This is a genomic window from Paracoccus sanguinis (genome assembly GCF_900106665.1).
Classification (GTDB): domain Bacteria; phylum Pseudomonadota; class Alphaproteobacteria; order Rhodobacterales; family Rhodobacteraceae; genus Paracoccus; species Paracoccus panacisoli.
This window is the reverse complement of the sequence record NZ_FNNA01000002.1, coordinates 213,520-238,046: the sequence shown is the minus strand read 5'-3', so window position 1 is coordinate 238,046 and position 24,527 is coordinate 213,520. Positions and strand designations below refer to the sequence as shown.

General features: G+C 70.0%; 23 protein-coding genes. 19 read left to right on the top strand and 4 right to left on the bottom strand.

Annotation, left to right across the window (positions count from 1 at the left end):
- Positions 1 to 1,701 carry a peptide ABC transporter substrate-binding protein gene (locus BLW17_RS07635; RefSeq protein ID WP_036734437.1) on the bottom strand — a complete coding sequence of 567 codons (1,701 nt, stop codon included), beginning with the start codon at positions 1,699 to 1,701 and terminating at the stop codon, positions 1 to 3.
- 376 nt (positions 1,702 to 2,077) lie between these two features.
- Here BLW17_RS07635 and BLW17_RS07630 point away from each other — a divergent pair, with 376 nt between their 5' ends.
- The 3 genes from BLW17_RS07630 (at position 2,078) to BLW17_RS07620 (ending at position 5,791) form a co-directional block, all read left to right on the top strand.
- On the top strand, positions 2,078 to 3,949 hold the full coding sequence (locus BLW17_RS07630; RefSeq protein WP_074826386.1) for an ABC transporter ATP-binding protein: 1,872 nt from the start codon (positions 2,078 to 2,080) through the stop codon (positions 3,947 to 3,949).
- A gap of 284 nt (positions 3,950 to 4,233) precedes the next feature.
- Positions 4,234 to 5,400: a M20 aminoacylase family protein gene (locus BLW17_RS07625; RefSeq protein WP_036707114.1), complete on the top strand. Its 1,167-nt coding sequence runs from the start codon at positions 4,234 to 4,236 to the stop codon at positions 5,398 to 5,400.
- Between the two features lie 28 nt (positions 5,401 to 5,428).
- A complete protein-coding gene (locus tag BLW17_RS07620) occupies positions 5,429 to 5,791 on the top strand; it encodes a hypothetical protein (protein ID WP_052174772.1) in 363 nt (120 codons plus the stop codon).
- A 22-nt stretch (positions 5,792 to 5,813) separates the two neighbouring features.
- Here BLW17_RS07620 and BLW17_RS07615 read toward each other — a convergent pair whose 3' ends face one another.
- A complete protein-coding gene (locus tag BLW17_RS07615; protein ID WP_036699574.1) occupies positions 5,814 to 6,350 on the bottom strand; it encodes a hypothetical protein in 537 nt (178 codons plus the stop codon).
- A gap of 159 nt (positions 6,351 to 6,509) precedes the next feature.
- On the opposite strand from BLW17_RS07615, the gene moaA reads away from it, so the two are divergent.
- The gene (gene moaA, locus BLW17_RS07610) at positions 6,510 to 7,526 is read left to right on the top strand and encodes a GTP 3',8-cyclase MoaA (protein WP_036731007.1); all 1,017 of its coding nucleotides are present in this window, start codon (positions 6,510 to 6,512) and stop codon (positions 7,524 to 7,526) included.
- Positions 7,527 to 7,531: 5 nt separating this feature from the next.
- Here the strand turns inward: moaA and BLW17_RS07605 are convergent, their stop codons facing one another.
- Together BLW17_RS07605 and BLW17_RS07600 are read right to left on the bottom strand one after the other, a co-directional pair.
- Positions 7,532 to 8,020: a hypothetical protein gene (locus BLW17_RS07605; RefSeq protein ID WP_052176138.1), complete on the bottom strand. Its 489-nt coding sequence runs from the start codon at positions 8,018 to 8,020 to the stop codon at positions 7,532 to 7,534.
- A 246-nt stretch (positions 8,021 to 8,266) separates the two neighbouring features.
- Positions 8,267 to 9,865 carry a bifunctional metallophosphatase/5'-nucleotidase gene (locus BLW17_RS07600; RefSeq protein WP_036731008.1) on the bottom strand — a complete coding sequence of 533 codons (1,599 nt, stop codon included), beginning with the start codon at positions 9,863 to 9,865 and terminating at the stop codon, positions 8,267 to 8,269.
- Between the two features lie 209 nt (positions 9,866 to 10,074).
- Here BLW17_RS07600 and uvrA point away from each other — a divergent pair, with 209 nt between their 5' ends.
- The 15 genes from uvrA to BLW17_RS07525 all read left to right on the top strand — a co-directional run bounded on the left by uvrA (position 10,075) and on the right by BLW17_RS07525 (position 24,522).
- The gene (gene uvrA / locus BLW17_RS07595) at positions 10,075 to 12,978 is read left to right on the top strand and encodes an excinuclease ABC subunit UvrA (protein WP_052176139.1); all 2,904 of its coding nucleotides are present in this window, start codon (positions 10,075 to 10,077) and stop codon (positions 12,976 to 12,978) included.
- Positions 12,975 to 13,742, top strand: a complete 768-nt coding sequence (locus BLW17_RS07590; RefSeq protein ID WP_036731009.1) for an alpha/beta fold hydrolase — start codon at positions 12,975 to 12,977, stop codon at positions 13,740 to 13,742. The genes uvrA and BLW17_RS07590 overlap by 4 nt, the downstream gene beginning before the upstream one ends.
- Positions 13,743 to 13,759: 17 nt before the next feature.
- Positions 13,760 to 14,101, top strand: coding sequence for a hypothetical protein (locus BLW17_RS07585; protein ID WP_036731010.1), 342 nt, complete (start codon positions 13,760 to 13,762; stop codon positions 14,099 to 14,101).
- A 234-nt stretch (positions 14,102 to 14,335) separates the two neighbouring features.
- Positions 14,336 to 14,701, top strand: a complete 366-nt coding sequence (locus BLW17_RS07580; RefSeq protein WP_036699587.1) for an NADH-quinone oxidoreductase subunit A — start codon at positions 14,336 to 14,338, stop codon at positions 14,699 to 14,701.
- Entirely contained in the window at positions 14,701 to 15,225 is a 525-nt protein-coding gene (locus BLW17_RS07575; RefSeq protein ID WP_036731043.1) for a NuoB/complex I 20 kDa subunit family protein, read from the top strand. Before BLW17_RS07580 ends, BLW17_RS07575 begins: the two co-directional genes overlap by 1 nt.
- Positions 15,226 to 15,228: 3 nt before the next feature.
- On the top strand, positions 15,229 to 15,876 hold the full coding sequence (locus BLW17_RS07570; protein ID WP_052176140.1) for an NADH-quinone oxidoreductase subunit C: 648 nt from the start codon (positions 15,229 to 15,231) through the stop codon (positions 15,874 to 15,876).
- Entirely contained in the window at positions 15,873 to 17,114 is a 1,242-nt protein-coding gene (locus BLW17_RS07565) for an NADH-quinone oxidoreductase subunit D (protein WP_036699590.1), read from the top strand. The genes BLW17_RS07570 and BLW17_RS07565 overlap by 4 nt, the downstream gene beginning before the upstream one ends.
- 112 nt (positions 17,115 to 17,226) lie before the next feature.
- Positions 17,227 to 18,102, top strand: coding sequence for an NADH-quinone oxidoreductase subunit NuoE (nuoE, locus tag BLW17_RS07560; protein WP_081969040.1), 876 nt, complete (start codon positions 17,227 to 17,229; stop codon positions 18,100 to 18,102).
- A 27-nt stretch (positions 18,103 to 18,129) separates the two neighbouring features.
- On the top strand, positions 18,130 to 19,002 hold the full coding sequence (locus BLW17_RS07555; protein ID WP_052176141.1) for a hypothetical protein: 873 nt from the start codon (positions 18,130 to 18,132) through the stop codon (positions 19,000 to 19,002).
- Positions 18,999 to 19,310 carry a DUF5337 domain-containing protein gene (locus BLW17_RS07550; protein WP_170835593.1) on the top strand — a complete coding sequence of 104 codons (312 nt, stop codon included), beginning with the start codon at positions 18,999 to 19,001 and terminating at the stop codon, positions 19,308 to 19,310. Before BLW17_RS07555 ends, BLW17_RS07550 begins: the two co-directional genes overlap by 4 nt.
- Before the next feature lie 12 nt (positions 19,311 to 19,322).
- Positions 19,323 to 20,618: an NADH-quinone oxidoreductase subunit NuoF gene (gene nuoF / locus BLW17_RS07545; RefSeq protein ID WP_036699595.1), complete on the top strand. Its 1,296-nt coding sequence runs from the start codon at positions 19,323 to 19,325 to the stop codon at positions 20,616 to 20,618.
- 110 nt (positions 20,619 to 20,728) lie between these two features.
- Positions 20,729 to 21,139: a DUF5333 domain-containing protein gene (locus tag BLW17_RS07540; RefSeq protein ID WP_036731011.1), complete on the top strand. Its 411-nt coding sequence runs from the start codon at positions 20,729 to 20,731 to the stop codon at positions 21,137 to 21,139.
- A gap of 5 nt (positions 21,140 to 21,144) precedes the next feature.
- The gene (locus tag BLW17_RS07535; RefSeq protein ID WP_139305957.1) at positions 21,145 to 21,600 is read left to right on the top strand and encodes a hypothetical protein; all 456 of its coding nucleotides are present in this window, start codon (positions 21,145 to 21,147) and stop codon (positions 21,598 to 21,600) included.
- 106 nt (positions 21,601 to 21,706) lie between these two features.
- The gene (gene nuoG / locus BLW17_RS07530) at positions 21,707 to 23,728 is read left to right on the top strand and encodes an NADH-quinone oxidoreductase subunit NuoG (protein WP_036731014.1); all 2,022 of its coding nucleotides are present in this window, start codon (positions 21,707 to 21,709) and stop codon (positions 23,726 to 23,728) included.
- Between the two features lie 5 nt (positions 23,729 to 23,733).
- A complete protein-coding gene (locus BLW17_RS07525) occupies positions 23,734 to 24,522 on the top strand; it encodes a hypothetical protein (protein ID WP_036707130.1) in 789 nt (262 codons plus the stop codon).
- The last annotated feature ends 5 nt before the right edge of the window (positions 24,523 to 24,527 follow it).

Below are 24,527 nucleotides of genomic sequence, written 5' to 3'. Positions count from 1 at the left end.
TTACTTCACCCGGGTCCAGTCCTGGACGTTCCACATCTCGGTGTCCCAGACGTTCATGATCACGCCGCCGAGCGTGTTCGACTTGGCCGAGAACCGGCCGCGGTCGATCAGCGGCAGGGTCACGTTCGATTCGACCGTGATCATGTTGTTCAGGTCCTTGGCCAGCTGGGCGCGCTTGGCCGGGTCGATCTCGACCACCATCTGCTTGACCTTCTCGTCATACGCCGGGTCGCAGTAGCGGTTGTAGTTCTCGCCCTGCCACTGGTTCGCCGGCGACGGCGCCTTCTCGCAGGTCCACTGCGCGAGGTAGGGCTGCGGGTCGGTGCCGTCGAAGTTGTTGGCGTACATCTGCACGTCGGCATAGAACTTCTGCAGCGTGTCGGGCGAGCCCGCGTCGGCGCCGAAGAACACCGAGCCGTCAACCTGCTTCAGCTCGGTCTCGATCCCGATTTCCGACCACCACTGCTTGATGATCGACTGGAATTCCTGCCGGACCGGGTTCACCGAGGTCTGGAACAGGATCTTCATCTTCTTGCCGTCCTTCTCGCGGATGCCGTCGGCACCCGGGACCCAGCCGGCCTCGTCGAGCAGCTTCTTGGCGCCCTCGATGTCCTGCTTGAAGCAGCTGTCGTTCTTGGCGGCGTACATCTCGGGCGCGGGCACGAGGTCGCAGCTCGGGCGGCCGGCGTCGCCGTAGCCGATGTCCACAAGTGCCTGCCGGTCAAGCGCCATCGACAGCGCCTTGCGGACCTTGGGGTCACTCAGGAACGGGTGGGGGTGCTTGGTGGTCGAGCGCTCGTCGGCCGGCAGGTCCGAGGACGGGTCGGTCTGGTTCAGCTCGATCCGCTCGACCAGGGTGCCGAAGTCCACGATGAACTCGCCCTTGCCGCCGGCCTTCATCTGCTCTTGCACTTCGGGGTTCACCTGGGTGTTCCAGGCATAGTCGAACTCGCCCGTCTCCATCACCGCGCGGGTGGCCGACTCGGCGTCGCCGCCGCCCTTGACCATCGCGGTCGCGAACGCGGGCTTGGCCGGGTCGCGGTAGTTGGGGTTGGCTTCCAGCATCACCACGTCGTTCACCTTGAAGTCGGTGACGCGGAACGGGCCGGTGCCGATCGGCTTGGTGTTCTGCTCGGTGCAGGTCGAGGCGGCGGTGCCGAGGCAGTTCTGGAACTGCGCCTTCTGCAGGATCGGCGAGGTGGCGCCGACGAAGGCGCTGAACGGGTTGGGCTGCGGGCCCTCGAAGGTGACCTTGACGGTCAGCGGGTCCACGACCTCGACGGTCTTGACGCCCTCATAGCGCGACAGCTGCGCGCAGCCCCCCTCGGGGTGCATGCAGTAGTCGGCGGTGAACTTGACGTCCTCGGCGGTGAAGTCGGTGCCGTCCGACCACTTGAGGTCGGGTTTGATCTTCCAGGTGATCGAGGTCATGTCCTCGGAGATGCCGCCATTCTCGCGCGAGGGGATCTCGGCGGCGAGGCGCGGGAAGATGTTGCCCTTCTCGTCAAAGCCGGCCAGCGGCTCGAGCACCATCGAGCCGACCTCGATGTCCTTGGTGCCGCCCGACATGTAGCCGTTCATCGTCGAGACGGCCTGCGAGTAGAGGATGTCCACCTGGCCGTCCGCGCCGCGCTCGGCTTGGGCGGCGGTGGCCAGCGCCATCGTCGCTGCGGCGCCCATCATCAGGGTGGTCAGTTTCATGCAAAGTCTCCCGTGTTGGTTTGGGCCGCGGGGCCTCTTTTTTGACGGCGCGCCGGTCCGACGGCCGGCGCGTCTCGCTGCCTTTCGGCGGGCGCGCCCGCGGAATGGACGCAGTTTCATCGCCGCTCAGGCCGAATTGCAAGGGCAAAGATCGCGGCCCCGTGAGGACGACGCGGGGTCGCCATCGGCGCCGCAACGGCCCGGCGCGGGCGGGGCAGGGCGGGCGGGGGCGGGGCGTCGCGCGCCTAGCCATCGCCCCCCGCGCCCCCACGTCCGGGCGGCGGCCCTGCGCGCCAAGGCTTGCAAACGCCGACCGCCGGCGGCAACTTTCGCCAATTCGACGGCCCGCCAGAGGCCGCGCCTCAGGGAGACTGCCATGCTCGACACTCCGCGCAACCGCCACGGCGCCGGGCCTGCGGCGCAGGACGCGCCGCTCGTCTCGATCGACGGGCTGAGGGTCAGCTTCCAGACCCGCGAGGGCCGCGTGACCGGGGTCGAGGAGATCGGCTTCGACATCCGCCCCGGCGAATGCGTCTGCGTGGTGGGGGAATCGGGGTCGGGCAAGTCGGTCACCTCGCTGTCGCTGATGCGGCTGGTGGAATACGGCGGCGGGCAAATCGACGGCGGGGTGATGCTGTTCGACGCGGGCGGGGCAAAGCCCGTCGATCTGGCCCGCCAGTCCGACGCCGCCATGCGCCGCATCCGCGGCGACAAGATCGGGATGATCTTCCAGGAGCCGATGACCTCGCTCAACCCGGTGTTCACCGTGGGCGACCAGCTGAGCGAATCGCTGATCGTGCATCGCGGGATGACCAAGGCGCAGGCCAAGGCCCGCGCGCTCGCGTTGTTGCGCGAGGTCCGCATCCCCGAGCCCGAGCGGCGGCTGAACCAGTATCCGCACGAACTTTCAGGGGGCATGCGCCAGCGCGTCGTGATCGCCATGGCGATGGCGTGCGAGCCGCGGCTCTTGATCTGCGACGAGCCGACGACCGCGCTCGACGTGACGATCCAGGCCGAGATCCTCGCCCTCATCAACCGGCTGAAGCGCGAAAAGCAGATGGCGGTGCTGTTCATCACCCACGACATGGCGGTGGTGGCGCAGATGGCCGACCGCGTGGTGGTGATGTTCCGCGGCAACAAGGTCGAGGAGGGGCCGGTCGAGCAGATCTTCGAGGCCCCGCAGGAGGATTACACCAAGGCGCTGCTCGCCGCCGTCCCGCGGCTGGGCGAGATGGCGGGTACCGATGCCCCGATCCCGCTGCGGCTCATGCGGGCCGGGCAGGTGGTCGAGCCGCGCCCGATCGTGGTCGAGGACCCGCAGCCGCTCTTGGAGGTGCGCGACCTCTGCACCCGCTTCGCCGTCAAGGGCGGGCTTCTGCGCCGCACCGTGGCGCAGGTCCACGCGGTCGAGGACGTGTCCTTCACGCTGAACGCCGGCGAGACGCTGTCGCTGGTCGGCGAATCGGGCTGCGGCAAGTCCACCGCCGGACGCTCGATCCTGCGGCTGGTCGAGCCGACCTCGGGGTCGGTGCATCTCGGCGGCACCGATGTTCTGGCGCTCAGCCCCTCGCAGCTGCGGCGGGCGCGGCAGGACATGCAGATGATCTTCCAGGACCCGTTCGCCTCGCTCGACCCGCAGATGAAGCTCTACGACCAGATCGAGGAGCCAATGTTGAACTTCGGCATCGGCTCGCGGTCGGAACGGCAGGACCGGATCGCGGGGCTCTTCGACCGGGTGGAGCTGCCGCGCAGCTTCATGCGCCGCTATCCGCACGAGATGTCGGGCGGCCAGCGTCAGCGCATCGCCATCGCCCGGGCCCTCGCGCTGAACCCCAAGCTGATCATCGCCGACGAGGCGGTGTCGGCGCTCGACGTCTCGGTGCAGGCGCAGGTGCTGAACCTGCTGATGGAGCTGCAGCAGGACATGGGCATCTCGATGCTGTTCATCAGCCACGACATGGCCGTGGTCGAGCGCGTCAGCCACCATGTCGCGGTGATGTATCTGGGCCGGATCGTCGAGATCGGCACCCGGCGGCAGGTGTTCGAGAACCCGCAGCACAGCTACACCCGCCAGCTCATGTCGGCGGTGCCGGTGGCCGATCCGCGGCAGAAGAAGATCAGCGAGGATCTGAACTTCAAGCCGATCCCGTCACCGATCCACCCGGTCGGCCACGTCCCGCCGCGCTCGGTCTACCGCGAGGTCGCGCCGGGGCACCGGGTGCTGGTCCAGCCGGTGACCCACGGCTAGTCCGGGCGGGGGACCAGCCGCGGCAGCGACAGCAGGCCCAGCGCGCACATCTGCCGCGCGCCTCCGACATTGGCCAGCGCCGCCGCGGCCAGCCACCCCCGCCCGCCGGTGGTCCGCCCGCCCGGCGAGCGCCGCCGCCAGCGTGGTCAGGGGAACGGCACGCCTCATCGTCAGCTCCCGCTGTGCCTCGCGCCGCGCCGTGCGCCACGGGTGCGACGCCGGCATGACCCTTGCGCCCGCCGATCCGCCGCGCCACCCTGTGCGCGCCGAAAAGGAGTCACGCCATGCCCGTCAAGAACCGCTTCGCCGAGATGCTGCCCGAGATCACCGCCTGGCGGCGCGAGTTCCACGAGAACCCCGAGCTGCTCTACGAGGTGCATCGCACCGCCGGCCGCGTGGCCGAGCTGCTGCGCGAGTTCGGCGTGGATGAGGTGGTCGAGGGGATCGGCCGCACCGGCGTCGTCGGCGTGATCCGCGGCAAGACCGACACCAGCGGCCGCGTGATCGGCCTGCGCGCCGACATGGACGCGTTGCCGATCGTTGAGCAGACCGGCGCCGCCTACGCCTCGAAAACCCCGGGCGTCATGCACGCCTGCGGCCATGACGGCCACACCGCGATGCTGCTGGGCGCGGCGAAATACCTCGCCGAGACGCGCAACTTCGACGGCACCGCGATCGTGATCTTCCAGCCGGCCGAAGAGGGCGGCGGCGGCGGGCTGGCCATGATCGAGGACGGGCTGGCCGAGCGCTGGGGCATCCAGGAGTTCTACGGGATGCACAACATGCCCGGCATCCCGGTCGGCACCTTCGCCATCCGCGAGGGCGGCATCATGGCCGCCGCCGACCAGTTCGAGATCACCGTGACCGGCAAGGGCGGCCACGCCGCCAAGCCGCACGAGGGGATCGACCCGGTGCTGGTCAGCGCCCACATCATCACCGCGCTGCAGTCCATCGTCTCGCGCAACGTCGATCCGCTGAAGAACGGCGTGGTGTCGGCCACGGTCGTGCAGACCGACTCGACCGCCTACAACGTGATCCCGCAGGTGGTGCGGCTGAAGGGCACGGCCCGCAGCCTCGACCCCCACGTCCGCGACCAGCTGCAGGAGGGGATCACCCGCGTGGCGACGGGCGTGGCGACGGCGTTCGGCGCGGTGGCCGAGGTCGCCTATAACCGCGGCTATCCGGTGACGGTGAACCACCCCGACGAGACCGGCCACGCCATCGAGGTGGCGCGGATGATCTCGGCCGACGTGGACACCGACGTCGCCCCGATGATGGGCGGCGAAGATTTCAGCTACATGCTCGAGGCGCGGCCGGGGGCGTATATCTTCGTCGGCAATGGCGACACGGCGATGGTCCACCACCCGGCCTATGACTTCGACGACGACGCGATCCCGTTCGGGTCGAGCTGGTTTGCGGGCATGGTCGAGGCGCGGATGCCGGCGGCCTGAGGCGCCCCGTGCCGGGCTGCTCCTGACGGTGGCCGACCGCCTCCCTGCCGCGCTCGCCGCGGAACTCGAGGCGCTGGGCCTCGGCGCGGGCTTCGTCCCGCCCGAGGCCGTGGCCGGCGCCGCCCGCGCGGGCCTCGTCCTGCGCGCCCGGTACGGGCGCGGGGGGACCGACGTCGGGGTGGCGCGGGCCGAGGCGCTGGCAGCCCGCCGTCCCCACTCCGCGCGCGAGATGCGGGTCATCGCCGGCTGGTTCGCCCGCTTCGCCTATCTGCGCGGCGGGCGCGGCTGGGACGATGCGGCGAGCCCCTCGACCGGCCGCATCGCGTGGGAGTTGTGGGGCGGCGACGCCGGCCGCGACTGGGTCGAGCGGCTGCGCCCCGAGTGGGGCTGACCGCCGCCCCCCTCCGTGCGCGTCAGGCGCTGAAGACCTCGACGGTCGGCAGGTCCGTCAGGCCGATCCCGAGCGTGGTCAGCGCAGGCAGCGAGACCTGGCTGCCGGCCGAGGCGGGGCCGCCGAGCGGGATCAGGTCCACGTTCACCGACTTGCCGTTGGCCGGGTTGACGATCCGCCCCTTGCCGGCGGCCTTGACCAGCGGCGTGCGCATCCAGAACCCGCCCTGCGTCGCGTCGCCGAGCGAGGCGACCGTGGTGCCCAGCCGCCCGCCTTTGGCGGCGGGGGCGGTGGCCGCCGCCTTTTCGGCCGCCGAGGCGTCGAGCTGGGCCACGCTGCGCGAGCCGGCCGGGCGCTGCAGCGTGCCCACCGTCAGCGTGTCGGGGATGGTGCCGGTGCGCGCCTCGGCGGCGGCCGCGGCGGCGGCATCGCCCGCGGTGGCGCCGACCGTCGCGCCGGGGGTGCGCGGCGCGGGCGTGGGCGTCGGGTCGGTCATGGTCGTCTGGCAGGCCGCGAGGGCGAGCGCGGGAAGGATCAGGGCAAGGCGGGCGATGGTCATGGTCGGACGTCCCTCGGTGTCGGGGCCGCGCCCGTCGCGCGACCCTCGCTCTGGCGGCAGCGTGGCCGCAGGGCGCGCGCCTGTCCACGCACCAGCGCGTGTGCTGGGCGTTTTTCCGCCGTTCTTGTGTGGCTGGCGCCACGGCCCTATGTTGGCGGCATGGCCGAAACCACCCCGCTGATCGACCCCTTCGCCCGGCCCATCACCTATCTGCGGGTGTCGGTCACCGACCGCTGCGATTTCCGCTGCACCTACTGCATGGCCGAGCATATGCAGTTCCTGCCCAAGGCCGAGCTGCTGACGCTGGAAGAGCTCGAGCGGCTCTGCGGCGCCTTCGTCGACCTGGGCGTCCGCAAGCTGCGCATCACCGGCGGCGAGCCGCTGGTGCGGCGCAACATCCTGTTGTTCTTCGAGGCGATGGCCGGCCGGCTGGGCAGCGGGCCGGGGCAGGGGCTCGACGAGCTCACCCTGACCACCAACGGCAGCCAGCTCGCCCGCTTCGCCGCGCCGCTGGCGGCGCTGGGGGTGCGGCGGGTGAACGTCTCGCTCGACACGCTCGACCCCGACCGCTTCGCCGCGATCACCCGCTGGGGGCGGCTGCCGCAGGTGCTCGATGGCATTCGCGCCGCGCAGGACGCGGGGCTGCGGGTCAAGATCAACACCGTGGCGCTCAAGGGCTTCAACGAGGACGAGCTGTTCACGCTGGTGGACTGGTGCGCCGCCGAGGGCCACGACCTGACCTTCATCGAGGTCATGCCGATGGGCGAGATGGGCGACGAGCTGCGGCTCGACCAGTACTGGGCGCTGTCGGACCTGCGCGCCCGGCTGGCCGAGCGGCTGACGCTGACGCCACTGGCCGAGCGCACCGGCGGCCCGGCGCGCTATGTCCGGGTCGAGGAGACCGGGGCGAAGATCGGCTTCATCACCCCGCTCACGCATAACTTCTGCGAAAGCTGCAACCGGGTGCGGGTGACCTGCACGGGCGAGCTCTTCATGTGCCTCGGGCAAGAGGACCGCGCCGACCTGCGCGCCCCCCTGCGCGCGAGCCTGGACGAGGCGCCGCTCAAGGCCGCGATCCGCGCCGCCATCTCCCGCAAGCCCAAGGGGCACGACTTCGACTACTCCCGCGGGGTGGCCGGCACCATGAGCCGCCACATGAGCCACACCGGCGGCTGACGCCCTCACCGGATCTCGACCGAGACCACGTCCTTGACATACCGCGCCCCGCGCCCGTCGCCGGGGGATACGGCGCGGACGCCATCCTGCGTGGGCAGGCCGTCGACCGTGAGCGACAGCAGCACCGCGCGATTGCCGAAGTCGGGCATCAGTTCGCCCATCGAGAACGCGACCGCATGGCCGTCACGCCCTGTGACGATCACCGACTGCCGCAACGCGGGCTTGGGGTCGGCGGGCGCGAGGCCCAGCTGCCCGAGCACGGCCCAGAGGCGCGGGCCGTTGTAATGCTCGGCGCGGGGCCCCTTGGAGGTCTCGTAGCGCACGTCCACCTCTTCGACCGGCAGGCCGGCGAGGGTGTCCGCGGTGATGGCGGCGCTGAGCGTTGTGTGAGCCTGCGCACCGGCCGCGAGCGTCGGTTGCGAGGGCTCGGCAAGGCCGGGTGTCGCGGACAGGGCGAACAGCGCGAGAGCACAAACGACAGACAAACGGGACATCGGCACGCCTCGAATCGGTTATGTTCGGCCAAACATAACCAGCGCGTCGGTCGTGGCGCAAGCGTGTCGGGCGCATGCCGCACTGGCAGCGCGACAGCGATCTGAAATAAGAGGATGGTGCAATCACGGAGGCTCTGGCGCGGCGCCTTCCGGCCACGCGCTACGCTCCTCCGCTTCTGTCTAGCCCAAATACCCCGGCCCGGAGTCGGACGCCCCGCGGATCGCCGTCCGCGGGGCGTCCGCGCGTCATTTCACGGTGATCCGGCCGTCCACCGCGGGCTTGAAGCCGGCGCCCTGCTGGGCCAGCCACTCGGCCAGCACGTCGGCCAGATCGGGGCCGAAGTCATAGGCGTTGGCGGCGTCCGCGAACATCTTGTAGCCGTCGCCGCCGCCCCGGACGTAGTTGTTGGTCACCACCTTATAGGTCGCCGCCGGGTCGATCGGCGCCCAGCCGTCGCCCGACTTCACCTCGACCGCGCTGATGCGGTGGCCGACCTCGGCCTTGGGATCGAGGGTGTATTTCAGCCCCGCCACCTGGGCAAAGCGGCCCGCGGCGTCTTCATACTGGCTGGCGCCGTTCTCAAGCGCCTTGACCAGCGTCTCGCCCGTCGCCTCGAAGGTGGCGAGCGTGTTCTGGAACGGCAGCACCGAATAGACCTCGCCCATCGTCACCGGCCCGGCGTCGATCGAGGCGCGCAGGCCGCCGCCGTTCTGGATCGCGATGGTGACGCCCTGGCCGGCCACGCGGGCCAGCATCGCTTCGGCCACGACGTTGCCCATCTCGCATTCCTTCGCCCGGCAGCTTTCGCGCGCGCCGTCGATGGGGGCGGCGATCTCGGCCACCTGGCGCTGGCGCAGCTCGTCGATGGGGCCGGCCATCTCCTTGACGCGGGCGGCGGTGGCCTCGTCCTCGGGCAGCGACTGGTCGAGCAGGATCGGCGCGCCCTCGGCCTTGGTCAGCTTGCCCGCGTCGTCGAAGGTCAGGGTCAGGTGGCCCAGGTACTTGCCGTAGGCATAGGCGGTCGCCACCGGCACCTCGGCGCCGTCCGCGCCCTTGACCATGGTGGGATAGGCGCCCGCCGCCCCCTCCATGTCGCCGAGCAGCGTGTGCGAGTGCCCGCCGATCACCGCGTCGAGCCCCGGCACCTGCGCCGCATAGTCGAGGTCGCGGTGATAGCCCACGTGGGTCAGCGCGATGACCTTGGTGACGCCCGCCTCCTTCAGCGCCGCGACATCGCCCTTGAGGCTCTCCATGTCGTCCTTGAAGATCACCGCCGGTCCCGGCGCCGCCGTCTCGGGGGTGTCCATCGCCAGCGTCGAGACCAGCCCGATCTTTTCGCCGCCCACCTCGAGCGTCAGCGTGTCCTGCAGCTTGCCCTTGAGCTGGTTCGACTGCGAGACGTCGAGGTTGCCCGACATCACCGGGAACTTCGCCCCGTCGAGCAGGATCTTCGCCCCGTCCGGGCCGTCGTCGAACTCGTGGTTGCCGAGGCTCATGGCGTCATAGCCGATCGCGTTCATGAACTCGACCGTATCCTTGCCCTTGTAGGTCGTGTAGAACAGCGAGCCCTGGTACTGGTCGCCCGCGTCCAGCACGATGACGTTGCCGCCCGCCGCCTTGATCTCGTCGCGCTTGGCGGCGATGGCCGCGGCCATCCGGGCGACGCCGCCGAAGCATTCCTTCTTCTCGAGCGTCTCGGCGTCGCAGGTCGAATCGTACTTGTTGATCGGCTCGATACGGCTGTGAAAGTCGTTGCTGTGCAGGATGTGCAGGACGTACTCGGCCTGCGCCGCACCGACGCTGAGGGCGAGGCAGCCGGCCGAGGCCAGGAGAATGCGTTTCATCGGGGTCCCTTTTTCGCTGGTCTGTCGCGGGTGGTGGGACCAGAAGAACACGACCCCCCGGTGACAGTCCAGTTGCGAACGCCCGCCGCCCGCGACCCTTTCCCCCCGCCCGAGTTCGCGCTATGTTCCGGGTGTTGGGCGTTGGCCGCCCGGGTTGCGTTCCGCCATCCCGTGCCTATCTCATGCGCTTGTCCCCGATCGAGGTCCGTATGGAACAGAAGTTCATCGAGGTTCGCGGCGCGCGCGAACACAACCTCAAGGGCGTGGACATGGACATTCCGCGCGACAGCCTGGTGGTGATCACCGGGCTGAGCGGGTCGGGCAAGTCCAGCCTTGCCTTCGACACCATCTATGCCGAGGGCCAGCGTCGCTATGTCGAGAGCCTGTCGGCCTATGCGCGGCAGTTCCTCGACATGATGGGCAAGCCGGACGTGGACCATATCTCGGGCCTCTCGCCGGCGATCTCGATCGAGCAGAAGACGACCTCGAAGAACCCGCGTTCGACGGTTGGCACGGTCACGGAAATCTATGACTACCTGCGGCTTCTGTTCGCCCGCGCCGGCACGCCCTATTCGCCGGTGACGGGCCTGCCGATCGAGGCGCAGCAGGTGCAGGACATGGTCGACCGGGTGCTGGCGATGCCCGAGGGGACGCGCGCCTATCTGCTCGCCCCGATGATCCGCGACCGCAAGGGCGCCTATGAGAAGGAGCTGCTGGACCTGCGCAAGCGCGGCTTCCAGCGGGTCCGCATCGACGGGGCGTTCCACGAACTCGACGCGCCGCCGGCGCTGGACAAGAAGCTGCGCCACGACATCGACGTGGTGGTGGACCGGATCGTGGTGCGCGGCGACATCGCCACGCGGCTCGCCGACAGCTTCCGCACCGCGCTGGACCTCGCCGACGGGATCGCGGTGCTGGAAACTGCGCCGGCCGAGGGCGAGGGCGAGCCCGAGCGGATCACCTTCAGCGAGAAATTCGCCTGCCCGGTCAGCGGCTTCACCATCGCCGAGATCGAGCCGCGGCTGTTTTCCTTCAACGCTCCCTATGGCGCCTGCCCGGCCTGCGACGGGCTGGGGGTCGAGCTGTTCTTCGACGAACGGCTGATCGTCCCCGACACCGGCCTGTCGGTGGCGCAAGGGGCCATCGCGCCCTGGGCCAAGTCGAAATCGGCCTATCTGACCCAGACGATCAACGCGCTCGCCAAGCACTACGGGTTCGACCGCAAGACACCGTGGCGCGACCTGTCGGACGAGACCCGCAACCTGTTCATGCACGGCTCGGGCAAGGACGAGATCCGCTTCCGCTTCGACGACGCCGGGCGGGTCTATGAGGTCAGCCGCACCTTCGAGGGCGTGATCCCGAACATGGAGCGGCGCTACCGCGAGACTGACAGCGCCTGGTCGCGCGAAGAGATGGAGCGCTATCAGAACAACCGCCCCTGCCATGTCTGCAACGGCTGGCGGCTGAAGCCCGAGGCGCTGGCGGTCAAGATCGCCGGCACGCATATCGGGCAGGTCACCGACCTCTCGATCCGGGAGGCGCTGGCCTGGGTCGAGGCGGCGCCGGAGAGCCTGACGGCGCAGAAGAACGAGATCGCCCGCGCCATCCTCAAGGAGATCCGCGAGCGGCTGGGGTTCCTCGTCAACGTGGGGCTGGACTACCTGACGCTCAGCCGGGCCGCCGGGACGCTCTCGGGCGGCGAAAGCCAGCGCATCCGGCTGGCCAGCCAGATCGGCAGCGGGCTGACCGGGGTGCTGTATGTGCTGGATGAGCCCTCCATCGGCCTGCACCAGCGCGACAACGACCGGCTGCTCGATGCGTTGAAGGGGCTGCGCGATCAGGGCAACTCGGTGATCGTGGTCGAGCATGACGAAGACGCGATCCGCCACGCCGACTATGTCTTCGACATGGGGCCGGGGGCGGGGGCGCATGGCGGGCAGGTGGTCGCCAAGGGGACGCCGGCCGAGATCGAGGCCAACCCCGAGAGCCTGACCGGCCAGTATCTCGCCGGGGCGCGCGAGATCCCGGTGCCGGCCGAGCGCCGCAAGGGCAACGGCAAGAAGGTCGTGGTCGAGGGTGCGACCGGCAACAACCTCAAGGACGTGACGGTGGGCTTCCCGCTCGGCACCTTCACCTGCATCACCGGCGTCTCGGGTGGCGGCAAGTCCACGCTGACCATCGAGACGCTGTTCAAGACCGCCTCGATGCGGCTGAACGGGGCCCGCCAGACCCCGGCGCCCGCGCGGGCGATCAAGGGGCTGGAACATCTCGACAAGGTCATCGACATCGACCAGCGCCCCATCGGCCGCACCCCGCGGTCGAACCCGGCGACCTATACCGGCGCCTACACCCATATCCGCGACTGGTTCGCCGGGCTGCCCGAGTCCAAGGCGCGCGGCTACAAGCCCGGGCGCTTCAGCTTCAACGTCAAGGGCGGCCGCTGCGAGGCGTGCCAGGGCGACGGGGTCATCAAGATCGAGATGCACTTCCTGCCCGACGTCTACGTCACCTGCGAGACCTGCAAGGGCAAGCGCTACAACCGCGAGACGCTCGAGGTCGAGTTCAAGGGCAAGTCCATCGCCGACGTGCTGGACATGACGATCGAGGACGCGCAGGAGTTCTTCAAGGCGGTGCCCTCGATCCGGTCCAAGATGGATGCGCTGCTCGAGGTGGGCCTGGGCTACGTCAAGGTCGGCCAGCAGGCCACGACGCTCTCTGGCGGCGAGGCGCAGCGGGTGAAGCTGGCGAAGGAGCTGGCGCGGGCCTCGACGGGCAAGACGCTCTATATCCTCGACGAGCCGACGACGGGGCTGCATTTCGACGACACCCGCAAGCTGCTCGAGGTGCTGCACTCCCTCGTCGATCAGGGCAATACGGTGGTCGTGATCGAGCACAACCTCGACGTCATCAAGACCGCCGACTGGATCATCGACATCGGCCCCGAGGGGGGCGACGGCGGCGGCGAGATCGTGGCCGAGGGCACGCCCGAAGAGGTCGCGGGGATCGAGGCGAGCCACACCGGGCGCTATCTCGCGCCGATGCTGGCGGCGGCCGAGGGTCGGCGGGTGGCGACCGCCAAACCCGCGGCGAGAAAGCGCAAGTCGGCGGCATGACCCCCGACCGGCGGATGATCGAGACGCCGGCAGGCCGGATCGCGGCGGCGCTCTGGCCGGGGCAGGGCGACCGCGCGCCGCTGGTCCTGTTTCACGATTCGCTGGGCAGCGTCAGCCTGTGGCGGGATTTTCCCGGTCGGCTGGCGGCGGCCACAGGGCGGGGCGTCATCGCCTATGACCGGCTCGGTTTCGGCGACTCGGACCCGGCCACGGGGCGGCTCGCGCCGGATTTCGTCGCCACCGAGGCGACGCAGGGCTTCGAGGCAGTGCGGGCGGCGCTGGGGATCGGGCGCTTCGTCGCGCTGGGTCACAGCGTCGGCGGCGGCATGGCGGTCTGCGCCGCGGCGGCCTGGCCCGAGGACTGCGTGGCGGTCATCTCGATCTCGGCCCAGCATCGCAACGACGACCGCATCCGCGACGGCATCCGCGCCGCAAAGGCGGGGTTCGCGGCGCCGGGCGCGCTTGACCGGCTGGCGCGGCACCACGGCGACAAGGCGCGCTGGGTGCTCGACAGCTGGACCGAGACGTGGCTTTCGCCCGCGTTCGCCGAGTTCACCCTCGCCCCGTGCCGCGCCGCTGTGCGGTGCCCCGTGCTGGCCCTGCACGGCGCGGCCGACGAATACGGCACCCCCGATCACGCACGCGCCATCGCCGGGCCGGACGGGGTGCTTGACGTGATGCCGGGGCTTGGCCATTTCCCCCACCGCGAGGCCGAGGCCGCCGTGGTGGACCGCATCGCGGGCTTTCTCGCCCCGCTGCCCTGACGCCGAAAGGACACGATATGACCGCCGAGATACCGCAATTCCCCCGCACCGACGACGGCGCGGGCTGGGCCTGGGGCCTCGACGGCGAGACGCCGGCCGAGGTGTGGGAACGCTTCTCGCCCGCCTACGAGGCGCAGGCCGAGCGGGTGATGCGCGCCGTCGCCGCGCGCGGGCTGACGCCCTCGATCGACGGGGCGGGCAGCGAGGATGGCGAGTTCATCGCCGGGCAGGACCGGGCGGGCAACTATGTCCTGCTTGTCCACCTCGAGGAGCCCGCCTCGGCCCGCGAGATCGCGGCGCTGGACGAGCCCGGACTGCAGTCGTGGCTGGACGAGACGATGGACGGCCGGCTCGCGTGACGGGCTGACGCACGGGGCAGGGCGCGCGTGCCTTGCCCGAGAAGCGCGGCGGGGCGCCGCGCGGCACGGGGCTGCGTCCTGAATGGGTGCGGCGAAAATGCCGCGCACCGGCGCCGCCGACCCCCCGTAAACCCCGGCGCATCGCATTGACCCTTTGCGGCGGCGCAGCTAAACCCGATCGCAGCCAAGCCACTCGCACGGGCGTGACCGTCGCGATGTCAGGGAGCGTCATCCGTGGACTACCTGCTGTCCGAATACCTGCCGATCCTCGTCTTTCTGGGGATGGCCTCGGCGCTGGCGATCATCCTCGTGCTCGCCGCCTGGATCGTCGCGGTGCGCAATCCCGACCCCGAGAAGGTCTCGGCCTACGAGTGCGGCTTCAACGCCTTCGACGACGCCCGGATGAAGTTCGACGTGCGCTTCTACCTCGTGTCGATCCTGTTCATCATCTTCGACCTCGAAGTGGCCTTCCTGTTCCCGTGGGCGGTCAGCTTCCCGACGCTTTCGGACGTGGCCTTCTGGTCGATGATGCTGTTCCTCGGCGTGCTGACCATCGGATTCGCCTATGAATGGCGGAAAGGGGCCTTGGAATGGGCGTGATGACGGGTGCCAATGCCGCCGGGGCCGACCGCGAGTTCGCCACCGCCGAGCTGAACCGCGAGCTGCAGGACAAGGGCTTCCTGCTGACCACGACCGAGGACATCATCAACTGGGCGCGCAACGGCTCGCTGCACTGGATGACCTTCGGGCTGGCCTGCTGCGCGGTCGAGATGATGCAGACCTCGATGCCGCGCTACGACCTCGAGCGCTTCGGGACCGCGCCGCGCGCCTCGCCCCGGCAGTCGGACCTGATGATCGTCGCGGGCACGCTGACCAACAAGATGGCCCCGGCGCTGCGCAAGGTCTATGACCAGATGCCCGAGCCGCGCTACGTGATCTCGATGGGGTCCTGCGCCAACGGCGGCGGCTACTATCACTACAGCTACAGCGTCGTGCGCGGCTGCGACCGGATCGTGCCGGTGGACATCTATGTGCCCGGCTGCCCGCCCACCGCCGAGGCGCTGCTCTACGGGATCCTGCAACTCCAGCGGCGCATCCGCCGCACCGGCACGCTGGTGAGGTAAGTCATGGCCGTCTATCCCGATCCGCAGGCGCTGGCCGAGCTGGGCGAGCTTCTGGCCGCGCGGCATGGCAACGAGATCCTGTCGGCCGACGTGGCCTTCGGCGAGCTGACGCTGACCATCCATGCCAAGGGCATCGTGGGGCTGGTCAAGGCGCTGATCGACAACCCGGCGGCGCGGTTCGCGACCCTCGTCGACATCACCGCGGTGGACCATCCCGACCGGGCGGCGCGCTTCGACGTGGTCTGGCACCTGCTGTCGATGCACACCAACCAGCGCATCCGGCTCAAGGCCGCGGTGCGCGAGTACGAGCTGGTGCCCTCGCTCGTGTCGGTGATCCCCTCGGCCAACTGGTTCGAGCGTGAGGTCTTCGACATGTTCGGGATCGCCTTTGCCGGCCACCCGGACCTGCGCCGCATCCTGACCGACTACGGCTTTCAGGGTCACCCGCTGCGCAAGGACTTCCCCACCACCGGCTATGTCGAGGTGCGCTGGGACGACAGCGAGAAGCGCGTGGTCTATGAGCCGGTGAAGCTGACGCAGGAATACCGGCAGTTCGACTTCCTCTCGCCGTGGGAGGGGGCGAAGTACGTCCTGCCTGGCGACGAGAAGGCCCCGGCCACGACCGGCGTGACCGCGGAGGGCAAGAAATGATGGACGGCGATTTCCGCGACAACCACTATGACGACGGTTCGGTGGATGCCGTGACCGGCGAGCAGCGGCTGCGCAACTTCAACATCAACTTCGGCCCGCAACACCCGGCAGCGCATGGCGTTCTGCGCATGGTGCTCGAGCTGGACGGCGAGGTGGTCGAGCGCGCCGACCCTCACATCGGCCTGCTGCACCGCGGCACCGAGAAGCTGATGGAGAGCCGCACCTATCTGCAGAACCTGCCCTATCTGGACCGCCTCGACTACGTCGCCCCGATGAACCAGGAGCACGCGTGGTGCCTGGCGATCGAGCGGCTGACCGGCACCGTGGTGCCGCGGCGGGCGAGCCTGATCCGGGTGCTGTTCTGCGAGATCGGGCGCATCCTCAACCACCTGCTCGGCCTGACCACCGGCGCGCTGGACGTGGGCGCGCTGACCCCGCCGCTCTGGGGGTTCGAGGCCCGCGAAGAGCTGATGGTGTTCTACGAGCGCGCCTCGGGCGCGCGGCTGCACGCGGCCTATTTCCGTCCCGGCGGCGTCCACCAGGACCTGCCGCCGGCGCTGCTCGACGACATCGAGGCGTGGTGCGAGCGCTTCCCGCGGCTGGTCGACGACCTTGGCACGCTTCTCACCGAGAACCGCATCTTCAAGCAGCGGCTCGTCGACATTGGCATCGTGACCGAGCAGGACGCGCTCGACTGGGGCTATTCGGGGATCATGGTGCGCGGCTCGGGCCTCGCCTGGGACCTGCGGCGCAGCCAGCCCTACGAGTGCTACGACGAGTTCGAGTTCGAGGTGCCGGTCGGCACCAACGGCGACTGCTACGACCGCTATCTCTGCCGGGTCGAGGAGATGCGGCAGTCCTGCAAGATCATGCAGCAGGCGGTAGCCAAGCTCAGGGCCGAGCCTGCGGGCGATGTGCTCGCGCGTGGCAAGCTGACGCCACCGCGCCGCGCCGACATGAAGCGCGACATGGAAAGCCTCATCCACCACTTCAAGCTCTATACCGAGGGCTTCAAGGTGCCGGCGGGCGAGGTCTATGCCGCAGTCGAGGCGCCCAAGGGCGAGTTCGGCGTCTACCTGGTCAGCGACGGCACCAACAAGCCGTATCGCGCCAAGCTGCGTGCGCCGGGCTTCCTGCATCTTCAGTCGATGGACTGGATGGCGGGCGGTCACCTGCTCTCGGATGTCCCCGCCATCATCGCCACCATGGACATCGTGTTCGGCGAGGTCGACCGGTGATCGACCCCGCCGCCCTCACCGCTTCGGCCGCCACGGCCTCGACCGCCCTCGGGCAGCATCCGGCCGTGGTGCTCTGCCTTGCCGCCATCCTCGTTCTGGGAAGCCTCGCCTGATGCTGCGCCGCCTGTCTCTCGTCCAGCCGGACTCGTTCGCCTTCACGCCCGAGAACCTGGCGTGGGCCAAGGCGCAGATGACCAAGTACCCCGAGGGTCGCCAGCAGTCGGCGGTGATCCCGGTCCTGTGGCGCGCGCAGGAGCAGGAGGGCTGGCTCTCGCGTCCGGCCATCGAGGCCTGCGCCAACCTGCTCGGGATGCCCTATATCCGGGTCGTCGAGGTCGCGACATTCTACTTCATGTTCCAGCTGCATCCCGTTGGTCGGATTGCACATATCCAGATCTGCGGCACCACGACCTGCATGATCTGCGGGGCGGGTGAGCTGATCGACGTGTGCCGCGCGCGGATCGCGCCGGCGCCGCACACCGTCTCGGCCGACGGCAATTTCAGCTGGGAGGAGGTCGAGTGCCTCGGCGCTTGCTCGAATGCGCCGATGGCCCAGATCGGCAAGGATTATTACGAGGACCTGACCGCCGAGAAGCTCTCGGCGCTGCTCGACGCGCTGGCCGCGGGGCAGGTGCCGGTGCCGGGGCCGCAGAACGGGCGGTTCTCGTCCGAGCCGCTGGGCGGGCCGGTGGCGCTCAAGGCGACCGAGAAGGCCGAAGAGCTGAACGCCTCGGCGGCGCTGGCGGTCAAGCTGCGCGACACGGTCAAGCGGATCGACGGGTCGGAAGTGCCGATCCTGACCCCGTGGCGCCGGCGGCCCGAGCAGGCCGATCCCGACGCCCCGCAGGTCGAGCCGACGCCTTCGGCCGGGCGTCCGGCCGACAAGACCGGGGTGACGGTGCAGGAGGCCGCCGCGACCTCGCCCGGCAAGCCCCAGTCGAAGGGCGAGCCCGCCGGGCAGCCCGCCGATGCGAAGGATACCCACTGACCTGACCCGAACCTCAAGGACGCCCCGATGACCGACTGCGCGCGCAAATGCTGGATCTTCGCCGCCCTGATGGGGCTGGTGGTCTGGCTGATGGCGATGGGCCACGGCGGCGCAGGGGTGTTCGGCGGTCTGTTCCTGGCGTTCGTCACCGCCTGGCTGCTGGGCGGCCTGCTGGTGCTGCTGTTCTGCGGCAGCGAGGTCGAGCCTTATGAGCCCGAGCCGCTGCGCGTGGCCGAGCCCCTGTCCGACGCCGATCTGGCCGAGGCGGCAGCGGCCCGTCAGGCGCGCTTCGGCAAGATCGAGATCACCCGCGCGGCGCGCCCCGAGGGGATGGGCCGGGCGCCGCAGGGCGCCACGACCGACCCGCGGCAGGCGGTGACATTCGAGCCCTCGGCCGAGGTGGCGCGCGAGGAGCGGGTGGCGGAGGAGACCCCGGCGCCGATCGAACTCGGCGCGCCGGCGGGGGCGAGCTCCGATCCGCGGCAGGCCGTGACCTTCGAGGCCGGGGACCGTCAGACCGAAGGTGGAGCGGCGCAGGACGTCGAGGCGCGGGGCGATGATGCGGCGGGGCGCCGTGAGTCGGCGTCCGCGCCGGTCGCGGAGGTTCAGCCGGTGGGCGAGGCGCGGCCCGCCACCGCGGACGCCTCGGACGACCGCGACGACCTCGGCCGCATCCTCGGGATCGGGCCGGTGCTGACCGAGTGGCTGAACGACAACGGCGTTACCCGCTTCGCGCAGATCGCCGCGTGGAGCGACCAGGATGTGCTGGATTGGGGCGAGCGCCTCGGCCGCAACGGCGGGCGGATCGAGCGGGACGACTGGGTCGGGCAGGCGCGCATCCTTGCGGCCGGCGGCGAAACCGAGCATTCCCGCCGCGTGGACCGGGGCGAGGCGACATGACGGCGCAGCATCCTTCCCATGACGCGGGGCAGATGCGCCTCGCCGGCGGCGTGATGGCCGCGGCGATGGTGCTGTGGCTCGCGGCGAACTGGGCGGGGCAGCGCTTCGGCTGGGCGCCGGAGTATGCGTTCCTCGCCGATCTGGCGGCGATCGGGGCGCTGGTCTGGGCGCTTCTGGTGACGTGGCGGGTCTGGCGGCGCGGGCGCGCCGCCGAGGTCGCACCGACGACCGGCCCGGCGCCGGCACAGGACAAACGGCGCGCCGGCGGCGCGGCGGCACCGCGTGGCTCACGCCCGCGCAAAGGATAGGACGACGACGCGATGCTGAGCGATCAGGACCGGATCTTCACCAACCTCTACGGGATGGGCGACCGCAGCCTCAAGGGCGCGCGGGCGCGCGGCCATTGGGACGGCACCGCCGAGATCATCGCCCGTGGCCGCGACGGAATCATCGACGAGATGAAGAAATCCGGCCTGCGCGGCCGCGGCGGCGCCGGCTTCCCCACGGGCATGAAGTGGTCCTTCATGCCCAAGGAAAGCGACGGGCGGCCCGCCTATCTCGTCATCAACGCCGACGAATCCGAGCCCGCGACCTGCAAGGACCGCGAGATCATGCGTCACGATCCGCACACGCTGATCGAGGGCGCGCTGATCGCCAGCTTCGCCATGGGCGCGCACGCGGCCTATATCTACATCCGCGGCGAATACATCCGCGAGCGCGAGGCGCTGCAGGCGGCCATCGACGAATGCTATGACGCGGGCCTTCTGGGCAAGAACGCCGCCAAGTCGGGCTGGGACTTCGACCTGTTCCTGCACCACGGCGCCGGCGCCTATATCTGCGGCGAGGAAACCGCGCTCTTGGAAAGCCTCGAGGGCAAGAAGGGGATGCCGCGGATGAAGCCGCCGTTCCCGGCCGGCGCGGGCCTTTATGGCTGCCCGACGACGGTGAACAACGTCGAATCTATCGCCGTCGTCCCGACCATCCTGCGCCGCGGCGCCGAGTGGTTCGCGGGCTTCGGCCGTCCGAACAATGCGGGCGTCAAGCTCTTCGGCCTGACCGGGCACGTCAACACGCCCTGCGTCGTCGAGGAAGCCATGTCGATCCCGATGCGCGAGCTGATCGAGAAGCACGGCGGCGGCATCCGCGGCGGCTGGTCGAACCTCAAGGCGATCATCCCCGGCGGGGCCTCCTGCCCGGTGCTGCCGGCGCATCTGTGCGAGGATGCGATCATGGACTTCGACGGGATGCGCGAGCTGAAATCCAGCTTCGGCACCGCCTGCATGATCGTCATGGACAATTCGGTCGACATCGTGAAGGCGATCTGGCGGCTGAGCTACTTCTTCAAGCACGAGAGCTGCGGCCAGTGCACGCCCTGCCGCGAGGGCACCGGCTGGATGATGCGGGTCATGGACCGGCTGGTCCGCGGCGAGGCCGAGATCGAAGAGATCGATATGCTGCTGGACGTGACCAAGCAGGTCGAGGGGCACACGATCTGCGCCCTGGGCGACGCGGCCGCCTGGCCGATCCAGGGGCTGATCCGGCATTTCCGCGAAGAGATCGAGGACCGCATCAAGGCCAAGCGGACCGGGCGCATGGGGGCGATGGCGGCGGAATGAGCGGCGCGGTCGATCCTCGGCAGGCCGATCACGGGCGGTTGACGCGGGCTTGCGGCGAAACCGCGCGCCGGCGCCCCTATATTGCAGGCATCTGCAAGAAGGATGTGCCCATGAAACGCCTCAGGACCGGACTGCTCGCGCTCACCGCGGTGGCGACGCTCGCCTCGCCCGCGGCGGCGCTCGAGCCGCTGTCGAAAGAGAAATACATCAACGACCGGCTGATCGCGGCGCGCGTCGCCGACCGCATCCGGCGCGAATGCCCGTCGATCGACGGCCGGATCGTGCTCGCCTACAGCCAGGCACGGGCGCTGCAGCGCTATGCGCTCGACAAGGGCTACAGCAAGGCGCAGATCGACGCCTTCCTCGACGACAAGGCCGAGAAGCAGCGCATCTATGCGGTGGCCGAGGACTACCTCGCCCGCAACGGCGCGAAGAAGGGCAACGCCGAGAGCTTCTGCGCCATCGGCCGGGCCGAGATCGCGGGGCGGACCGTCAGCGGTTCGCTGCTGGTGGCGAAATGAAGCAGGTGATCCGCTGGATCGGCATGGGCATCGTAGCCGCTGCGGCGCTGACGATGGTGTTTGCCGACATGGTGCTGGCCCAGCCCGCGCAGGCGCCGGCCCAGACCCACGTCGTGGACTATCAGGTGCGGCTCGATCTCTTCTCGCCGCTTGACGTGCGCTGCCGGGGCACCTCGCCCGAGGGGCAGGTGCGGGCCGGGCGTGACCTGATGGGGCGCGACCTCGTGACGCTGCACGGCCCCTATGCGGGGATGCAGATCCTGTGCGAACGACCCGGCGCGGGCCGGTTCCTGATCGACGCGCGGCCCGACCCGCGCGACCCGCTGGCCGTGCAGGTGGACGCGATCCTGCTGTTCCGCGAGGGGCAACAGGTGCCGCTGATGCTGGTCGAATCGCCCGGCCAGCGGGGCGGCCCGCTGCCGGTGCGGGGGAATGTACAGAGGCTCGCGGCCGGCAACTGAGCCGACCGCGGGACGGACGACCGGCGGCGCGCGACGGTGACAGGCGACCGGACGACGCGCCGCGGATGAGACCTTGCCGGATCGGCATGACGAGGAAGACAGGCAGATGAGCGACACCCGCACGATCAAGATCGACGACCGGCTGATCGAGGTCGATCCGAACCTCACGCTCATCCAGGCCTGCGAGCAGGCCGGGATCGAGGTGCCGCGCTTCTGCTATCACGAGCGGCTGTCGATCGCCGGCAACTGCCGGATGTGCCTCGTCGAGGTGGTGGGCGGCCCGCCCAAGCCCGCGGCAAGCTGCGCGATGCAGGTCAAGGACCTGCGCCCCGGCCCGGACGGCGCGCCGTCCGAGATCCGCACCAACTCGCCCATGGTCCGCAAGGCCCGCGAGGGGGTGATGGAGTTCCTGCTCATCAACCACCCGCTCGACTGCCCGATCTGCGACCAGGGCGGCGAGTGCGACCTGCAGGACCAGGCGATGGCCTATGGCGTCGACTTCAGCCGCTACCGCGAGCCGAAGCGGGCGGCCGACGACCTGAACCTCGGGCCGCTGGTCGAGACGCACATGACCCGCTGCATCTCGTGCACCCGCTGCGTGCGGTTCACCACCGAGGTGGCGGGGATCACCCAGATGGGCCAGACCGGCCGCGGCGAGGACAGCGAGATCACCTCGTATCTCGGCCTGACGCTCGATTCGAACCTGCAGGGCAACATCATCGACCTGTGCCCGGTGGGGGCGCTGGTCTCGAAACCCTACGCCTTCACCGCCCGCCCGTGGGAGCTGACCAAGACCGAGTCGATCGACGTGATGGACGCGCTGGGGTCGAACATCCGCATCGACACCAAGGGCCGCGAGGTCATGCGCATCCTGCCGCGCAACAACGACGGCGTGAACGAAGAGTGGATCAGCGACAAGACCCGCTTCGTCTGGGACGGGCTGCGCCGGCAGCGGCTGGACCGGCCCTATGTGCGCGAGAACGGGCGCCTGCGTCCCGCGACGTGGGACGAGGCGCTGACGGTCGCCGCGCAGGCGATGAAGGGCCGTAAGGTCGCGGGGCTGATCGGTGATCTGGCCCCGGTCGAGGCGGTATTCGCGCTCAAGCAGCTGATCGAGGGGATCGGCGGCAGCGTCGAGTGCCGCACCGATGGCGCCCGGCTGCCGGCCGGGAACCGCGCCGGCTACGTCGGCACGGCGAGCATCGCCGACATCGACCGGGCCGAGATGATCCAGCTCATCGGCACCGATCCGCGGACCGAAGCGCCGGTGCTCAACGCGCGCATCCGCCGCGCCTGGGCGCGGGGCGCGCAGGTCGGGCTGGTCGGCCCGGCGGTGGACCTCACCTACGACTATGCCCATGTCGGCAGCGACCGCGCGGCGCTCGAGAGCCTGTCCTCGCGCGAGATCTCGGACGAGACGCGCGGCAAGGAGACGCTGGTGATCGTCGGCCAGGGCGCGCTGCGCGAGGCAGACGGGGCGGCGGTGCTGGGCCATGCCATGCGGCTGGCCGAGAACTCGAATTCGAAGCTGCTGATCCTGCACACGGCGGCGAGCCGGGTGGGGGCGATGGACGTGGGCGCCGTGACCGAGGGCGGTCTTGCGGCCGCCGTCGAGGGGGCCGAGGTGATCTACAGCCTCGGCGCCGACGAGGTGGACGTGGCCCCGGGCGCCTTCGTGATCTACCAGGGCAGCCACGGCGACCGCGGCGCGCACCGGGCGGACGTGATCCTGCCCGGCGCCTGCTACACCGAGGAGAACGGCCTCTTCGTGAACACCGAGGGCCGTCCCCAGCTGGCCATGCGGGCCAACTTCGCCCCCGGCGAGGCCAAGGAGAACTGGGCGATCCTGCGGGCGCTCTCGGCCCGTCTGGGCAAGACCCAGCCGTGGGACAGCCTGGCCCAGCTGCGCCGGGCGCTGATCGACGCGGTGCCGCATCTGGCGCAGATCGACGAGGTGCCGGCGAACGTCTGGCAGCCGGTCGAGGCCGGGCCGCTCGGCCGGGCCGATTTCCGCGGTGCGGTGGCCGATTTCTACCTCTCGAACCCGATCGCCCGCGCCTCGGCGCTGATGGGCGAGTTGTCGGCGATGGCCATGGCCCGGCGGGCCACGGCTCTGGCGGCGGAGTAACCCCCGTGCGCGGCGGGCTGTCCCTTCTGGTGGCGGTCGCGGTCTCGGTCGGGGCGCTGAGCGGCTGCGGCCAGCGCGAGTCGGGCGGGCAGGGGCTGGCGACGCCGCCCCGTGCCAAGCCGGACGAGGTCAAGGTCAAGATCGTCGATCGCAGCATTGCGGGCACCAAGCTGAGCCGGGCCCGCGTCTCGACCAAGTCGGGCGACATCCTGATCCTCGAGCACGACGGATCGGTGACCGAAGTGGCGCTCGACAGCCCCGCCGGGCAGGAGGCGTTCCAGGTCACCGAGGCGGAACTCGAGGCGCTGAATGTCAATCTCGGTCTCAAGCTGAAGCCGGCGGACGTGGCGAATTTCGACGTCGTTGCGCCTGAAAAGCCACGCCTGCCGACGGCGCAGGAAAAGGCGCTCGAGGAATTCGCCGCCCGCACCCGGCCGGCGCTGCCCGCCTTTCCCAAGGGCTTCAAGGCCGACCCGCAGGATTTCGTGGCCGCCCGCGTCCAGCCGCTGGCCGGGGACCGGCGCGGCGACCTCGTCGAGGTCAGCGCGAACCTCAGGCCGGGGGTGGACGCCGATGTGGCGTTCGCCTATGCCACCTGCGCGTTGGCCGGGTGGGCCAAGGGCCAGAACAAGCCGTTTGGCCGGCACATCCGCACCTTGCAGGAACGGCGCGACGGCAAGCTGGTCGTCGGGTCGGTCTTTACGCTGTCGGACACGCGGCCCATGGGCTTGCGGGTCATGGAAACACAAGACACCCTGCGCGCCTGCAGGGACAGCGGCATTCCGGCCGCATGACGAGG

Bases quoted from the DNA above. Each gene is read 5' to 3' on its own strand.
- BLW17_RS07625 (WP_036707114.1), top strand. From the start codon at position 4,234: ATGCCCGTCAAGAACCGCTTCGCCGAGATGCTGCCCGAGATCACCGCC.
- BLW17_RS07565 (WP_036699590.1), top strand. From the start codon at position 15,873: ATGATGGACGGCGATTTCCGCGACAACCACTATGACGACGGTTCGGTG.
- BLW17_RS07575 (WP_036731043.1), top strand. From the start codon at position 14,701: ATGACGGGTGCCAATGCCGCCGGGGCCGACCGCGAGTTCGCCACCGCC.
- BLW17_RS07600 (WP_036731008.1), bottom strand. From the start codon at position 9,865: ATGAAACGCATTCTCCTGGCCTCGGCCGGCTGCCTCGCCCTCAGCGTC.
- BLW17_RS07615 (WP_036699574.1), bottom strand. From the start codon at position 6,350: ATGACCATCGCCCGCCTTGCCCTGATCCTTCCCGCGCTCGCCCTCGCG.
- BLW17_RS07540 (WP_036731011.1), top strand. From the start codon at position 20,729: ATGAAACGCCTCAGGACCGGACTGCTCGCGCTCACCGCGGTGGCGACG.
- nuoE (WP_081969040.1), top strand. From the start codon at position 17,227: ATGCTGCGCCGCCTGTCTCTCGTCCAGCCGGACTCGTTCGCCTTCACG.
- uvrA (WP_052176139.1), top strand. From the start codon at position 10,075: ATGGAACAGAAGTTCATCGAGGTTCGCGGCGCGCGCGAACACAACCTC.
- BLW17_RS07550 (WP_170835593.1), top strand. From the start codon at position 18,999: ATGACGGCGCAGCATCCTTCCCATGACGCGGGGCAGATGCGCCTCGCC.
- BLW17_RS07570 (WP_052176140.1), top strand. From the start codon at position 15,229: ATGGCCGTCTATCCCGATCCGCAGGCGCTGGCCGAGCTGGGCGAGCTT.
- BLW17_RS07630 (WP_074826386.1), top strand. From the start codon at position 2,078: ATGCTCGACACTCCGCGCAACCGCCACGGCGCCGGGCCTGCGGCGCAG.
- BLW17_RS07605 (WP_052176138.1), bottom strand. From the start codon at position 8,020: ATGTCCCGTTTGTCTGTCGTTTGTGCTCTCGCGCTGTTCGCCCTGTCC.
- BLW17_RS07635 (WP_036734437.1), bottom strand. From the start codon at position 1,701: ATGAAACTGACCACCCTGATGATGGGCGCCGCAGCGACGATGGCGCTG.
- BLW17_RS07590 (WP_036731009.1), top strand. From the start codon at position 12,975: ATGACCCCCGACCGGCGGATGATCGAGACGCCGGCAGGCCGGATCGCG.
- BLW17_RS07555 (WP_052176141.1), top strand. From the start codon at position 18,130: ATGACCGACTGCGCGCGCAAATGCTGGATCTTCGCCGCCCTGATGGGG.
- moaA (WP_036731007.1), top strand. From the start codon at position 6,510: ATGGCCGAAACCACCCCGCTGATCGACCCCTTCGCCCGGCCCATCACC.
- nuoF (WP_036699595.1), top strand. From the start codon at position 19,323: ATGCTGAGCGATCAGGACCGGATCTTCACCAACCTCTACGGGATGGGC.
- nuoG (WP_036731014.1), top strand. From the start codon at position 21,707: ATGAGCGACACCCGCACGATCAAGATCGACGACCGGCTGATCGAGGTC.
- BLW17_RS07585 (WP_036731010.1), top strand. From the start codon at position 13,760: ATGACCGCCGAGATACCGCAATTCCCCCGCACCGACGACGGCGCGGGC.